The 13,509-nt window shown below is 65.3% G+C and carries 14 protein-coding genes and 2 pseudogenes; 6 read left to right on the forward strand and 10 right to left on the reverse strand.

Translation table 11 applies throughout. The features are described from left to right. A pseudogene (locus tag AC1DYL_RS22025) lies at positions 1 to 776 on the reverse strand (sugar phosphate isomerase/epimerase family protein); the annotation flags it as partial. After that, positions 763 to 1,719, reverse strand: a pseudogene (locus tag AC1DYL_RS22030) (Gfo/Idh/MocA family protein); the annotation flags it as partial. The pseudogenes AC1DYL_RS22025 and AC1DYL_RS22030, both read right to left, overlap by 14 nt. 196 nt (positions 1,720 to 1,915) lie before the next feature. On the opposite strand from AC1DYL_RS22030, the gene AC1DYL_RS22035 reads away from it, so the two are divergent. After that, positions 1,916 to 2,962, forward strand: a complete 1,047-nt coding sequence (locus AC1DYL_RS22035) for a LacI family DNA-binding transcriptional regulator (RefSeq protein WP_477174787.1) — start codon at positions 1,916 to 1,918, stop codon at positions 2,960 to 2,962. A gap of 30 nt (positions 2,963 to 2,992) precedes the next feature. Here the strand turns inward: AC1DYL_RS22035 and AC1DYL_RS22040 are convergent, their stop codons facing one another. The 6 genes from AC1DYL_RS22040 to AC1DYL_RS22065 all read right to left on the reverse strand — a co-directional run bounded on the left by AC1DYL_RS22040 (position 2,993) and on the right by AC1DYL_RS22065 (position 8,101). Beyond that, positions 2,993 to 4,096 carry a cis-3-hydroxy-L-proline dehydratase gene (locus AC1DYL_RS22040; protein WP_477174788.1) on the reverse strand — a complete coding sequence of 368 codons (1,104 nt, stop codon included), beginning with the start codon at positions 4,094 to 4,096 and terminating at the stop codon, positions 2,993 to 2,995. After that, a complete protein-coding gene (locus tag AC1DYL_RS22045) occupies positions 4,096 to 5,136 on the reverse strand; it encodes a trans-3-hydroxy-L-proline dehydratase (RefSeq protein ID WP_477174789.1) in 1,041 nt (346 codons plus the stop codon). Before AC1DYL_RS22045 ends, AC1DYL_RS22040 begins: the two co-directional genes overlap by 1 nt. A gap of 7 nt (positions 5,137 to 5,143) precedes the next feature. Further along, a complete protein-coding gene (locus AC1DYL_RS22050) occupies positions 5,144 to 5,866 on the reverse strand; it encodes an amino acid ABC transporter ATP-binding protein (RefSeq protein WP_477152198.1) in 723 nt (240 codons plus the stop codon). Then, positions 5,859 to 6,518 carry an amino acid ABC transporter permease gene (locus tag AC1DYL_RS22055; RefSeq protein ID WP_477152197.1) on the reverse strand — a complete coding sequence of 220 codons (660 nt, stop codon included), beginning with the start codon at positions 6,516 to 6,518 and terminating at the stop codon, positions 5,859 to 5,861. Before AC1DYL_RS22055 ends, AC1DYL_RS22050 begins: the two co-directional genes overlap by 8 nt. 9 nt (positions 6,519 to 6,527) lie before the next feature. Beyond that, on the reverse strand, positions 6,528 to 7,193 hold the full coding sequence (locus AC1DYL_RS22060; RefSeq protein ID WP_477152204.1) for an amino acid ABC transporter permease: 666 nt from the start codon (positions 7,191 to 7,193) through the stop codon (positions 6,528 to 6,530). Positions 7,194 to 7,282: 89 nt separating this feature from the next. Beyond that, entirely contained in the window at positions 7,283 to 8,101 is an 819-nt protein-coding gene (locus AC1DYL_RS22065; RefSeq protein WP_477152196.1) for a transporter substrate-binding domain-containing protein, read from the reverse strand. Positions 8,102 to 8,215: 114 nt separating this feature from the next. Here AC1DYL_RS22065 and lhpI point away from each other — a divergent pair, with 114 nt between their 5' ends. The 4 genes from lhpI to AC1DYL_RS22085 all read left to right on the forward strand — a co-directional run bounded on the left by lhpI (position 8,216) and on the right by AC1DYL_RS22085 (position 11,293). Further along, the gene (gene lhpI / locus AC1DYL_RS22070) at positions 8,216 to 9,151 is read left to right on the forward strand and encodes a bifunctional Delta(1)-pyrroline-2-carboxylate/Delta(1)-piperideine-2-carboxylate reductase (RefSeq protein WP_477174790.1); all 936 of its coding nucleotides are present in this window, start codon (positions 8,216 to 8,218) and stop codon (positions 9,149 to 9,151) included. 5 nt (positions 9,152 to 9,156) lie between these two features. Next, complete coding sequence (locus tag AC1DYL_RS22075) at positions 9,157 to 9,888, forward strand: GntR family transcriptional regulator (protein ID WP_477174791.1); 732 nt, start codon at positions 9,157 to 9,159, stop codon at positions 9,886 to 9,888. Between the two features lie 113 nt (positions 9,889 to 10,001). Next, the gene (locus AC1DYL_RS22080; RefSeq protein WP_477174792.1) at positions 10,002 to 10,895 is read left to right on the forward strand and encodes a dihydrodipicolinate synthase family protein; all 894 of its coding nucleotides are present in this window, start codon (positions 10,002 to 10,004) and stop codon (positions 10,893 to 10,895) included. A 140-nt stretch (positions 10,896 to 11,035) separates the two neighbouring features. Continuing rightward, positions 11,036 to 11,293 carry a hypothetical protein gene (locus AC1DYL_RS22085; RefSeq protein ID WP_477174793.1) on the forward strand — a complete coding sequence of 86 codons (258 nt, stop codon included), beginning with the start codon at positions 11,036 to 11,038 and terminating at the stop codon, positions 11,291 to 11,293. Here the strand turns inward: AC1DYL_RS22085 and AC1DYL_RS22090 are convergent. Both AC1DYL_RS22090 and AC1DYL_RS22095 read right to left on the reverse strand, forming a co-directional pair. Continuing rightward, positions 11,258 to 11,455, reverse strand: a complete 198-nt coding sequence (locus AC1DYL_RS22090) for a hypothetical protein (protein WP_477174794.1) — start codon at positions 11,453 to 11,455, stop codon at positions 11,258 to 11,260. The genes AC1DYL_RS22085 and AC1DYL_RS22090 overlap by 36 nt on opposite strands. 117 nt (positions 11,456 to 11,572) lie before the next feature. Then, positions 11,573 to 12,793 (reverse strand): MFS transporter, encoded by a 1,221-nt coding sequence (locus AC1DYL_RS22095; RefSeq protein WP_477152191.1) that lies wholly within the window; start codon positions 12,791 to 12,793, stop codon positions 11,573 to 11,575. A gap of 187 nt (positions 12,794 to 12,980) precedes the next feature. On the opposite strand from AC1DYL_RS22095, the gene AC1DYL_RS22100 reads away from it, so the two are divergent. Then, positions 12,981 to 13,484 (forward strand): winged helix-turn-helix transcriptional regulator, encoded by a 504-nt coding sequence (locus tag AC1DYL_RS22100; RefSeq protein ID WP_477174795.1) that lies wholly within the window; start codon positions 12,981 to 12,983, stop codon positions 13,482 to 13,484. Positions 13,485 to 13,509: the final 25 nt, after the last annotated feature.

The following is a 13,509-nucleotide window of genomic DNA, read 5'->3' on the forward strand; positions in this document are numbered from 1 at the left end:
TCGCCGCCGCGGCTATGCTTGAGATAGTTGAGCGCCCGGACCTGTCCGGTCATTTCAAGCGCGTCGCGATAGACCGGGTCGTGCCAGCCTTCGATGTCGATCGAGCCGGTCCATCCGGCGAGCCGCAGCTCGGAGATGATGTCGGTCCAGTTGCTGTCGCCGAACCCCGGCGTGCGCATGAACACGAACTTCTCCTTGCCGAAGATGCCGTGCTCCTTGATCACGTCCCAGCGGACCGTGGCGTCCTTGCCGTGCACGTGGAAGATCTTCTTCGCCCACTTGCGGACCTGCGGCAGCGGGTCGATCAGGTAGACCAGTTGGTGACAGGGTTCCCACTCGAGCCCGATATTGTCGGCCGGGGTCTCGTTGAACATCAGTTCCCAGGCATCGGGAGTGTGGGCGATGTTCCAGTCGCCGGTCGCCCAGTTGCCATCCATGGCGCAGTTCTCGAAGGCGATCTTCACGCCCTTGTCGGCGGCGCGCTTGGCGAGCTCGGACCACACCTCTTTGTAGCGCGGCAGGCTGTCGGTCAGCGGCTTGCCGCGCACCCGGCCGGTGAAGCCGGCAACGCAGGTCGCGCCGAAATGGTGGGCGTTGTCGATGCAGTCCTTCCAGCCCTGCAGCGTCTGGCGATCCATCTCCTGGTCTTCCAGCGGGTTGCCGAACATACCGAGGGTCGAGATGGTGATGTCGCGATTGCCGATGGCATCGAGGCTGCGCTTGCCCAGTTCGGCCAGGTCCTGGCCATTGGTGGTCTGCCAGAAGAACGGCTCGAACCATGGCGAGGCTGTTGATGTTGTCCGAGCTCACCGTCTCGGGCGCCCTGCCCGCTTCGATGGCGTCGATGAAATCGAGCAGGACGCTCGCGTGGCCGCGCGTCTCGTCGGGGTCGGCAGGCGCCGCGACCTGCAGCGTCTCGAGCGGGCGGAAGAAGCCCTCGCTGCCGGCAACGATGTTGGCCTCGAATTTGTCCGCGCCGTCCCACAGCAGCGTGCCCTTCGAGCCGACGATCCGCCACGACGAGTCCCAGCTGGTATTGGCGCCCTCGGCGCTCCACGAGCCGCGATAGGTGAAGAGCACGTCGTCGGAGAACTCGAAGATGGCGTTGGCCACCGAGCCATGCGCGTACCACGAGCTTTTCGGGTTGGCCTCGTGGCAATAAACGGCGAGCGGCTGCTTGCCGGAAATGTAGCGGGCGGCATCCAGCGTATGGATCGCCATGTCGACCAGCAGCACATGCTCCATCTCTTCGCGGAAGCCACCGAAATGCGCCCCGACGAAGAAATCGCAATGGATGGCGTTGAGCGTGCCGAGTGCCCCGCTTTCGATGGTGGCGCGGATACGGCGCACGCCTTCGTTGAAGCGCCGGTTCTGCACCACGGCGTGAACCCGTTTCGCCTCCGCTGCGAGCGCCACCAGCTCGCGTGCCTCGGCCATCGAGGTCGCCATGGGCTTTTCGGAAAGCACGTGGCAGCCGTGGCGCAGACCGGTAGCGACCACGTCGTGTCGCGCTCCGGGAATGACCACATCGAAGATCAGGTCGGGCTTGGTGCCGTTGAGCAGCGCCTCGAGATCGCTCTCGATCGCCGCGCGGTTGAGCCCGAACTCCGTCGCTAGCCTGGCGGCCGCGTCGGTGTTGAGGTCATTGAGCCCGACGATGGTGATGCGGTCCTTGAGGGCCGGCGTCTCGGCAATCGCCTTGAGCCAACCCCTAGACATAGCTCCGCACCCGGCCAAAACGGCACGAAATGACAAGTTGATTCCTCCCAACGGGATGTCGGCGGCGCGTTGTCGCGTTCTCGCCAACGGTGTTCCGTAAACGTTTACGACGCTATATTCGGCATCACTTCCGTGTCAATAGATTTTCGTAAACGTTTCCAGTCGCCGTCTCGGCTGGGGAAAAAATGGGGGAAACATGAAGGGGATCAGGCAGCTAGCCGAGCGGCTAGACATCTCCATCGGCACTGTCTCGCGCGCCCTGAACGGTCGGCCGGATGTCAATGAGGAGACACGCAAGCGCGTGCTCGAGGCTGCCGCCGAGTTCGGCTATGTCCCCAACCAGTCCGGCCGCAGCCTTCGCCAAGGCACGACGAACGCCATCGGCTTCATGATCGAATCCGGAAACGCCGGCGATAACGGCGACAACTTCTTTCTCGGCGTGGTCGACGGCGTACAAAGCGTGTTGAGCCGCCACCACCTCGATCTCGTCGTGCTCCCCTGCCCGACCGAGGAAGATCCAGCGCAGTATGTGCAGCGTATCGTGGCCCGGCGCCTGGTCGATGCGCTGATCATCTCCGCCACGCACCGCAGGGACGCGCGCATCGAGTTTCTCAACAAGGCCCGCATACCCTTTGTTGCCCTCGGCCGCTCCGGCACCAACGGCGACTATCCCTGGCTCGACCTGGATTTCGAGGACGTGGTCAACCGGGCGGTGGATCGGCTGGTGGCAGCAGGCCATCGCCGCATAGCCGTGGGCGTGCCCAGCAACGACATCAATCTAGGCTTCGTTTACCTCGACGGCTACAAGGCCGCCCTCGCCCGCCACGGCATAGACTTCGAACCCGGCATCGTCATCAGGGCAGCGTCGTCCGAGCAGGGCGGCTACCAGATCGCGCACGAACTGCTGGCCATGCCGGACCGGCCGACAGCCGTCGTGCTGATCTACGAGCAGATGGCCATCGGTCTCTATCGACGCCTGAACGAGGCGGGTCTGCGTCCGGGCCGAGACATCGCCGTGATCGGTTTCCGCGAGTCGCCGCTATCGCGCTTTCTTTCGCCTACGCTCACCAGCTTCCGCCTGTCGCTGCGCGACCTCGGTGTGGCCCTGGGAGAATCCCTGCTCGCCTCGATGCCCGCCTACGAGGAAATCTACCCCCAGGGGCTGGTCCAGCGCCTCTGGCCCATGGAACTGGTCCCCGGCGAAAGCGATGCCCACGGCATCAAAGGCGCCGCAGAAACCTGAGACGGCCGGGCCGGAGAACCGAACCCGCGACTAGCCGCCGATCGAGGTCGCAGCGCCCAGCACCTCGAACTTCGGCGTCACGCCCAGCCCCGGCGCATCCGAGGCTTTCATCGTGCCGTTGACGCGCTTGGGCGCGCCATCCGCGATGTCCACCGTGCCGTACGAATTGAAGTCGGTGGCGGAGAAGCAGAGGCTTTCCGGCGTCGATTGCGCCAGGTGCGCGATGGTTGCGGTGACGATGTCGCCGCCCCAGGTGTCCTCGATGGTCATCGGGATGCGGTTGGCAACGCAGAGGTCGCGCATCTGCCTGGCCTTGGTCAGCCCGCCGACCTTGGAGATTTTGAGGTTGATGACATCGAAGGCGTCCTCGGCGAGGCCCTTCTGCAGCATGCCCACTCCGTCGATATTCTCGTCGAGAACGAACGGCAGGGCCGTGCGGCGGCGGATCGAAACGCTCTCGTCGTAGCTCATGCAGGGCTGCTCGATATAGACGTCGAGATCGCGCACCGCGTTCACCACGCGCGCCGCATCGGCCATGGTCCAGCCGGTATTGGCGTCGCAGACGAGGATATCGGTCGGCTTGAGGATGGCACGGCAGGCCTTGATCCGCGCGATGTCGTCATTGGCGTCACCCCCGACCTTCAGCTGAAACTTCGTATAGCCCTCGGCCCGGTAGCCCGCGATCTTCTCGGCCATGACACCAGCATCTTCCTGGCTGATGGCACGGTAGAGCTTGATGCTCTCCTGCTCCGCCCCGCCCAGCAGCGTCTTCACCGGCAGTCCGGCGACCTTGCCCAGAATGTCCCAGCAGGCAGTGTCTATCGGCGCCTTCACATAAGGATGCCCGCGCAGAACCGCGTCCATGTGCCGGTTGAGCGGCCCGAGCGCAGTGGGGTCCATGCCGATCACCTTGGGCCCGATCTCCTCGAGCCCGGCCCGCACCCCTTTGGCATAAGCCGGCAGGTACGCCGAGCCGAGCGGGCAGCATTCGGCATAGCCGGTGATCCCCACATCGGTTTCCACCGCCACCACTGTCGAGTCGAACACGTCGATGAAGTTGCCGCCGCTCCACTTGTAGCGGCCCTCGCGCAGCGGCAGGTCGACCTGCCAGTATTTGATCGCGGTGATCTTCATCAGAAGCGTCCTTCGAGCGGCCAGGTGTCGGAGAGGCGATAGCCCGCAGGCCAGGGATCCGCGGGATCGAGCATTTCCTGCCGCGTCCCGGTGATCCAGGCCCGACCGGAAATCACCGGCACGATGCCGGGCCTGCCCCCGACCTGGACCTCCCGCTCGATCCGGCAATGGAACTCGGAATCGATAATCGAGCGCCCGATGAAGCGCTCGCCGACCTGCATCTCGCCGCGCGCATGCAGCACCGCTATGCGGGCCGAGCAACCGGTGCCGCAGGGCGAGCGATCGATCTTGCCCGGCCGGATGGCCACCGCATTCTTGCCGCTCAGTATCCCATTGGGGCCACGCTCCACCGGCGCGGTGATCTGGCAGAACGAGATATGGTCCCAGCCCGCATTCTCGGGATGAACAAACCCCAGCTGCTCATTGGCCGCCCTGGTGATCTTCATCCCGGTGGTGGCAAGATCGCGCGCCTCATCCGGGGTCAGCGAGAAGCCGAGCCGCGCCGCCGATACGAACACGAAGCTGTCGCCGCCATAGGCGGTGTCGACGCGCAGCGAGCCGATCCCCTCCACCTCGATCATCGCATCGAGCTTGTCGACAAAGGACGGGTGGTTGGTGACGTGGATGCGCTCGGCCTTGCCATCGCGGCACTCCGCCATGACCTCGATCAGCCCACCCGGCGCCTCCAGCACCAGCTTGGTGACCGGCTCCGTCATCGGCAGGATGCCGGTATCGAGCAGCACAGTCGAAACGCACATCGAGTTCGACCCCGACATCGGCGGCGTATCCTGCGGCTCCATCACGATCCAGCCCATCTGCGCCGCCGGGTTCTTCGGCGGCACCAGCAGGCTCACGTGGCGAAACACTCCACCCCGCGGCTCGTTCAGCACGAAGTTGCGCAGCGTTTCGTCGCTGGCGATGAAGTTGCGCTGCTCCCACACGGTGTCGCCAGGCGGGGGCGCCACGCCGCCGACGATGACGTCGCCGACCTCGCCCTCGGCATGGGCGGAAACGATATGCACGAGCTTGCTGGAACGCATGGAAAGCCTAGAGGACGGAGTTGAGGAACGCCTTGGTCTCAGGCGTCTGCGGCGCATCGAAGATCTGCTGCGGACTGCCGATCTCATGGATCTTGCCCGACTTGAAGAACGCCACGCGATCCGACACTTCACGGGCGAAATTCATCTCGTGCGTGACGAGGATCATCGTCATCCCCTCCCGCGCGAGCAGTCGCATCGTGTCGAGCACCTCACCCACCAGCTGCGGATCGAGGGCCGAGGTCACCTCGTCGAACAGCATGTATTGCGGCTCCATTGCCAGCGCCCGGGCGATCGCCATGCGCTGCTGCTGGCCGCCCGACAGCTTGCTCGGATAGACGTTGAACTTCTCGCCGAGCCCCACGTGCTCGAGCTGCTTCTTGGCGATCCCATCGGCCTCGTCGCGCGATTTGCCGAGCACCTTGCGCAGCGCCAGCGTGACGTTCTCCAGCACCGTCAGATGCGGGAAGGCGTTCCATTGCTGGAAGACGATGCCGATCTTCTGCCTGAGTTTGTTGAGGTCGGTGCCGCGCGCATGAACTTCCGTGCCATCGACGACAATGCGCCCACCCTGGATCGGCTCCAGCCCGTTGATGCACATCAGCAGCGTCGATTTGCCCGAACCCGAGCCGCCGATGATCGACACCACCTCGCCCTTGTTGACGGTGAGGCTGACGCCGTCGAGCACCGTCAGGCTGCCGAAGGTCTTGGTGACGTTTTCGATCTCAATCATTTTCGCGGAACCTCTGCTCGAGCCTGGCGCCCCAGCGTGATATCGGGAAGCTGATGAGGAAGTAGATCAGCCCGGCGATGAAGAGGATGAACAGCGGCTCGTTCTGCATCCGGGTGATGAGGATCTGCGAGCTCTTCAGCAGCTCGATCACCCCGATCCAGCCCACCAGTGCCGTGTCCTTCATCACGCCCAGCGCCAGCCCGATCCAGCTCGGCAGCATGATCCTGAGCCCGATCGGGTAGACGATCTGCGTCATGTCCTGCCACCAGGTCATCCCCAGCGAACGGGCCGCGCGGCGCGTGGTGATCGGCACCGCCAGCACCCCGGCCCGGGCAATCTCGGAGCAGTAGGCCGAGGTATAGATCGCCAGCACCAGGCAGCTCACCGTGAACGGCGTGAACTTCAGCCCGAACATCGGCACGAACGAGTTGACCAGCACCAGCTGGATCAGCAGCGGCACCGAGCGGAAGATATCGAGCAGGAACCCCAGCCAGACGCTCGCCCACCAGGGCACGCTGGCGCGAAACACCCCGAAGATGACGCCCAAGATCGAGCCGGCACCCACTGCGATCAGCGTGATCAGCAGCGTCCAGCCCGCGCCCTGCGCAAGGAACAGGAGATCGGGGAGCGTGATTGCCGTCTTGAAGCCCATCGCGCCCTCCTAGTACCGGAACAGCCGCCAGCCGATCAGGCGGGCACCGAGGGTCACGATCTTGGCGATCAGGTAGTAGAGCATCGCCGCGATGGCGAAATACTCGAAGGTCCGGAAGGTACGGACATTGAGTTCCTGCGTCACCCCCGTGAGGTCGCTGTTGAGCCCGACGACGACGCCCAGCGAGGTCATCAGGATCGCCCACACCGCCTGGTTGGTCATCGGATAGAACACCACGCGGAACATCTGCGGCAAAACGATCAGCCGGAACGCCGCGGGCGCCGAAAAGCCCAGCGAACGGGCGGCGCGCTCCTGCGTCTGCGGCACAGCGCGCAAGCCGCCGCGGAACGTCTCGGCGAGGTACCCGGCATTATTGAAAGTGATGCCGGCGAGCAGCGCCGCGAAACTGGAGACATGGATGCCGAGCTGGCCGAGGCCGAAATACGCCATGTAGATCTGGAACAGCGCCGGCGTATTGCGGGCGATCTCCACCCAGGCAGCGCCGACGAAATTGAGCACCCTGCTCTTCGAGTTGCGCATCAACGCCAGCGCCACCCCGAGCGCCACGCCGATCAGCATCGAGAGCACAGCCAGTTGCAGCGTGACGAGCGCTCCCTCGAGCAGCTGCGGCAACGCCTGGAACGCCGGTCGCCAATGGAAGGTGTACTTGAACATCGCTCCCAACCCCGAGTTCGTGCTGATCAAATCACTCTCGCGACCAAAAGGGGAGCGCCTCGGGCGCCCCCCTGGTCACGATCGCGCGCTTAGTAGTAGACGCCCGGGATCAACAGGTTCGGCGGCTCGCCCGGCCCGATCCACTTGTTGTAGAGCTCCTTGTAGCGGCCGGTGCGGATCTGCTGGTTCACGAACAGGTTGAGGTAGTTGATCAGCCCATACTCTTCGCGCAGCGAGATCAGCGACACGTAGTCGATCGCATAGGGAGCCGCGCCGCCGACCATCAGGTTGGAGAAGTTCGGGTCGTTGGCAGTGGCATAGGCAACCGTCGAGGTCACCGCGGTACCGTCGATCGCGCCCTGCGACAGCGCCAGGAACACGTCGGCCTGCGACTGGAAGGCCTGGAAGGTGCCCGCCGGATCGGCCCAGTTCTTCACGTCGTCCTCGAGGCGGATCGCCTCGTAGGTGCCCGAAGTCGAGCCGACCTTGTGGCCCTTGAGGCTGTCATAGGAGTCGATCCCGGCATCCTTGCGCGTCACCACGTTGAAGGTGAAGGCGAAGTACGGAATCGAGAAGCCGATGGTCTTGCCACGCTCGAGCGTATCGGAGGTCGAGGCGACGCCGACGTCGGCGCGACCGGAAACCAGCGCCGGAATACGGTCCGGGAACGGTGTCTCGACATATTCGGCCGTGACCCCGAGCGCCTTGGCCAGATCGTTGCAGGTGTCGACGTCGAAACCGATCGGGTTGTTGCTCGCATCGCGCGACCCCATCGGCGGGAAATCCAGCACGATGGCGCAGCGCAGCACGCCCGAAGCGATGATGTCGTCGAGCTTGTCGGCAAAGGCCGGCGGTACCGTGAGCATGGTCAGGAAGGCTGCTGTCGCAACCAGCGGTGTCCACTTCATTCGTTAACTCCCCAGTTCCTCTAGGATGAGGGTCGGCAGGATTGCCGGCATCCATGCGACATAGTAGGCAAACTGTATGCAATGTGGCAAGCTACCCTCGACAGGCGGGATTTCATGACGTTTCGCAGCTTCGACGCAGCGGCAGTTACGGCAGCAACCCCCTGGGCCAAGCTGATGGAAGCATTGGAAAAAGCCTTCGCCTCGCCGCATGTCGCGCCCGACCGCCACATCCACACGATCGCTGTTCCGGGCGCCATGGATGGCACTGGCCTGATCATGCCGGCATGGATCGAAGGCGAGCATTACGGGGTGAAACTCGCCAACATCTTCCCCTCCAACGGCACGCTCGGGTTGCCCGCCGTCAGTGCCGCCTACGTCCTGTTCGATGGCCGCACCGGGCAGATGCTGGCGCTCATCGACGGCGGCACGCTGACCGCCCGCCGCACAGCCGCCACCTCGGCGCTGGCGTCGGCGAAATTGTCGCGCCCCGATAGCGCGACCCTGCTGATGGTCGGCGCCGGCCGCCTCGCGCGATTGCTGATCGAGGCACACCGCACCGTGCGCCCGATCGAGCGCGTGCTGATCTGGACCCGCCGGCCGGAGCAGGCCAGCGCCTTCGCCGCCGAAACCGGCGCGCAGGTGGTCGACGATCTCGACGAGGCACTCGGCGTGGCCGACATCGTCTCCGCGGCCACCCTCTCGCGTGAACCACTGATCCGCGGCGCGAGGCTGCGCCCGGGGACCCATCTGGACCTCGTCGGCGCCTTCACGCCGCAAATGCGCGAAACCGATTCGGTGGCGGTCGCCCGCTCCACCGTCTTCATCGATACGCTGGGCGGCGCGCAGGCCGAGGCAGGCGACCTGCTCCACGCCATAACCGAAGCCCGCTTCGCCTGGACCGACGTCGCCGCCGACCTCGCGGCGCTGGTGACCGGCGCCCACCCCGGTCGCACCCGGGCAGATGAAATCACCCTGTTCAAATCGGTAGGTGCAGCGATAGAGGATTTGGCTGCGGCGCGCCTCGTCGCGGCGGCCGGAGACAAGGACTGAGTGCAATGGCCACCAAGCGGACCAAGAGGATCAAGGCCCCTACCCCTGGCGAACCGGCGCACGGCTTCGGCGCCATCCTGGTGTTCGAGCGCCTGCGCGACGAGATCCTGTCCCTGGAGCTGCGCCCCGGCCAGCTGATCGACGAAGCCAACCTCGCCGAGCGCTTCAACGTCTCCCGATCGCCGGTGCGCGAAGCGCTGGTGCGGCTCGCGGCCGATGGCCTCGTGCAGACCGTCCCCAACAAAGGCACCGTGGTGACGCCGCTGAACCTCGACGAGTTCCCGAACTATGTCGACGCGCTCGACCTGATCCAGCGCGCCGTGTTCCGCCTCGCCGCCCGCTTCCGCACCGAGGAAGACCTCGTCACCATCCGCGCCGCCAACGAGGAGTTCCGTCGCCGCGTCATCGCCAACGACGCACTCGGCATGATCACCCAGAACGCCAAGCTGCACCTCGCCATGGCGGCGGCCGGCCGCAATCGCATCCTCACCGACACCTACCGCCGCATTCTCGATGAGGGCCGCCGCACCCTGCGGCTCTACTTCCGCTCCTACGGCGACAGCCTGCCCGAGAGCCTCCGCGACGCCCACGACGAGCAGATCGCCGCCATCGCTGCGCGCGACGAGGCGCTCGCTGAGCGGCTGGCGCACGAGCACGCCGAGGAAGTGCACCAGCGCTTCCTGCGCTACATGAGCGAGCGCAACTCCGCCGATCTGAGCGTCACCTACGACCCCTGATCCCAAGCCAATCTGCCGCGCGCAGACGTCGCAGTTTGCGTTGTACAGTGATTGTCGACAAACTGCATAATCTTTGCTAACACCCTCGCCAGTCCCAACGGAACCCAGCGATCATGTGGCAAGGCATACTCCCGGCAGTCACCACCAAATTCACCGAATCGGGCGCGCTCGACTTCAAGGAGATGGAGCGCTGCTTCAAGCTGCAGATCGATGCCGGCGTTGACGGGCTGATCGCCTGCGGTTCGCTCGGCGAAGGCCCGATGCTGAGCCACGACGAGCGGCTCGACGTCTTCCGCGCCGTGCAGCAAGCCGCCGCCGGCCGCCCCGCCCTGCTCACCGTCGCCGAGGCCGGCACGCGCGAAGCCTGCATCCTGGCCGAGCGCGGCGCCAAGGCCGGCGCGTCCGGCCTGATGGTGGTGCCCTCGACCGTCTACCACACCAACCGCGACGAGACCCTCGCCTCGCTCCGTGCCGTGGCCGAGGCCTCCGACCTGCCGATCATGGTCTACTCGAACCGGCTGGCCTACCGCGTCGACGTCACCAACGACATGCTGCTCGAGCTGGCCGAAGACCGCCGCTTCGTCGCCGTCAAGGAGAGCTCCGACGACCTGCGCCGCACCACCGACGCGGTGGTGAAGCTGCAAGGCAAGATGGCGGTGTTCACCGGCGTCGATAACTACGCCTTCGAGGCCCTGGCCGTCGGCGCAGTCGGCTGGATCGCCGGCCTCGTCGTGGCTTTCCCCAAGGAAACCGTGGCCATCTACAAGCTGATGCAGCAGGGCCGCCAGGCCGAGGCGCTGGCGATCTATCGCTGGTTCCGCCCGCTGCTCGACCTCGATGTGTCGACCTACCTGGTGCAGAACATCAAGCTGGTCGAGGCCCTGGTGATCGGCTCCAACGAGCGCGTCCGCCTGCCCCGCAAGCCCATCTCCGGCGCCGACCGCACCCGCATCGAGGGCATCGTCAACACCGCCCTCGCCACCCGCCCGGAACTGCCCGCCTACTAAGCCGTCAGGCCACCGCGACAGCGGCCCTGCTTTCCGACGATGAGCATGGTCTCCTCGTTGGGGTGCTCGCGTTTGCTGCGCTGTCAGCGGCCATTCAGGCGCGACAGGTTACCCTTGCCGTTGTCGTATGGAGGACGGCGATGCGCGACTACATCATTCACATGCCCAGGGGCGACGCCTGGCGCCTGACCATGTTCAGTGCCAACGCCCTGACCACGCTGCCGGCGCTGCGGGTCGTCAGCCTTTCGCCTCGCCATGAAGTGCGGATCATCCGAACCTCGATCGCCACCGCCATGAAGCTCGCGATCCTGTTCCCCGGCTGGCAGATTCGTGCCCTCAGCGGACAGTCCCGGCGGCGCGTGTCACGCCGGCCAGCACTGCTCCAGATTGCCGTCTAGGGTTTCCAGCATCACGAAATTCTCGCCGCGCGTGCGCTTGGCCATGTCGACCGCGGCCCGCAGCGCTTTCTCCGAACTGCGGTGATAGCCGAGCACCGTCCGCCCGACGCTGAGCGTCCAGGTGTCCCGACCTGGAGAAATAACGAACCGCAATCCTTGCATGCTGCCGAGCCCCCGTCCTGCTGCCCAGCTACCCTGTCGGAACCGCCGTTATCCCCTCGTTAACTACGTAGGGGGTTGCACGAACGGGGGAACGAGGGCCCGTTCGTGCACTGAGGGTCAGGCTGGCTGCAGATCGCCCTGCTGGTCGTCGGCCTTCTTGGCCGGCGGGAAGGCCAGCGCCATGCCGGCGGCGGCGAGGCCGACGGCGGCCGAAGCGATGTAGAGCCACTGGTAAGTGCCGAACGTGTCGTAGAGCCAGCCGCCGCCCACCGGGCCGAAGGCCATGCCGATGCTTGACGTCATGGTCGCGGCGCCCAGCACCGTGCCCATGACGCGCGGGCTGAAATACTCACGCGCCAGCACCGAGTAGAGCGGCATCACGCCGCCATAGGCGAGACCCAGTACCGATGCCAGCATGTAGAACTGCGACACTTCCCTGAGATAGATGTACGCGAAAATGCCGGCCGCCTGCAGCGCAAGGCCGCCCACGATCACCTTGCGCACCCCGATCCGGTCCGCCAGCGTGCCGAACAACAGCCGCCCGAACAGCCCGGCGATCCCCTCGACCGAGTAGATGAGCGTCGCCGCGCCCAGCGACGCGCCACAGATCATCGCATAGCTGACAGTGTGGAAGATCGGGCCCGAATGGGCAGCGCAGCAGAGAAAGAAGGTCCCGGCGAGAACGATGAACTGCGGCGTCTTGAGCGCCGACCAGGCCGCCGACTGCTTGCGCGGCGCTGCCCCACCAGCGGTGGGAACCGGAGCATCGACAACCGCTGGCGGCCGGCGGATCAGCAACGTCGCCGGAATCATCACGATCAGCGCGCCCATCGCGATCCACAGCATGGCGCTGCGCCAGCCATAGCCCTCGGTGAGGAAGCCCGCGAACGGGGTGATCACCATCGGCGCTACGCCGCCGCCCACCGAAACCAGCGACACCGCAAGGCTGCGGTTCTTGTCGAACCAACCCAGCGTGGTCGAAATGATCGGCGCAAAGAACGCCCCACCGGATGCCCCGACCAGCCCGCCATAGGCGAACTGGAACACCCACAACTCCCTGGCGTTGCTGGCGATGACGAGCCCCAGCCCGAGCAGCGCCGCGGCCATCAGCACCACCGGTCGCGCGCCGATGCGGTCGCTGAGCGTCCCCCAGCCGAACCCCGCTACGCCCATCACGATGAAGCCGATGGTCATCGCGCCGGAAATGCCGGCACGGCTCCAGCCGGTCTCTTCGGCAATGGGTTGCAGATAGACGGGCAGCGCGAACATCGCGCCCATCGCCACACAGGTGATCACCGCTCCCGCAGCGACGATGACCCAACCATAACGACTGTTCATTCTCGGTTCCTCCGGACGACTCTGCCATCTAGACGAATGGCAGGCGAGCGTTTCGACATACGGCTGACAATTTCGTATCGACGGCACCGCCGGCGGTCGGCTTCACAACCACTTGTATTGTGCAAGTGGTATACCCAGATCAAAACTGCTTGTAAACTGCAAGCAGATAAGTCGGAGCAGAGCAGCTGTGGATTTGCGATCGGGATGCCCCATCAACCTCTCCGTCGAGGTGCTCGGCGACCGCTGGAGCCTCGTAGTGCTGCGCGACATGATGTTCGGCAACCTGCGCACCTATGGTGAGCTGCACGGCAACTCCCTCGAGGGCATCGCCACCAACATCCTGGCCGATCGCCTGAAGCGCCTGACCGAGGAGGGCATGATCACCGCCGCGGCCGATCCGGGCCACAAGCAGCGCACCATCTACAGCCTCACCGAGAAATCGATCGCGCTGGTGCCGGTAATGGCGGCGCTGGGCACCTGGGGCACGCAGTTCCTGCCCGCATCACCGCTGTTCGCGGCCCGCTCGATCGCCCTCGAACAAGGCGGACCGCCGATGTGGGCCGACTTCATGGTCGAGCTGCGCCACCTCCACCTCGGCGCCCCTGCCACCACCCGCTCCGTGCATGCAGAACTGCAGCAGGCCTTTCGCACCGCCGAGGCCGCGCTCGCCGAGGGCGAGACGAGCCCCTGACCCGTGCCGGCTAGAACACCGCCAC

The organism is Devosia sp. P1_H9 (assembly GCF_056405135.1).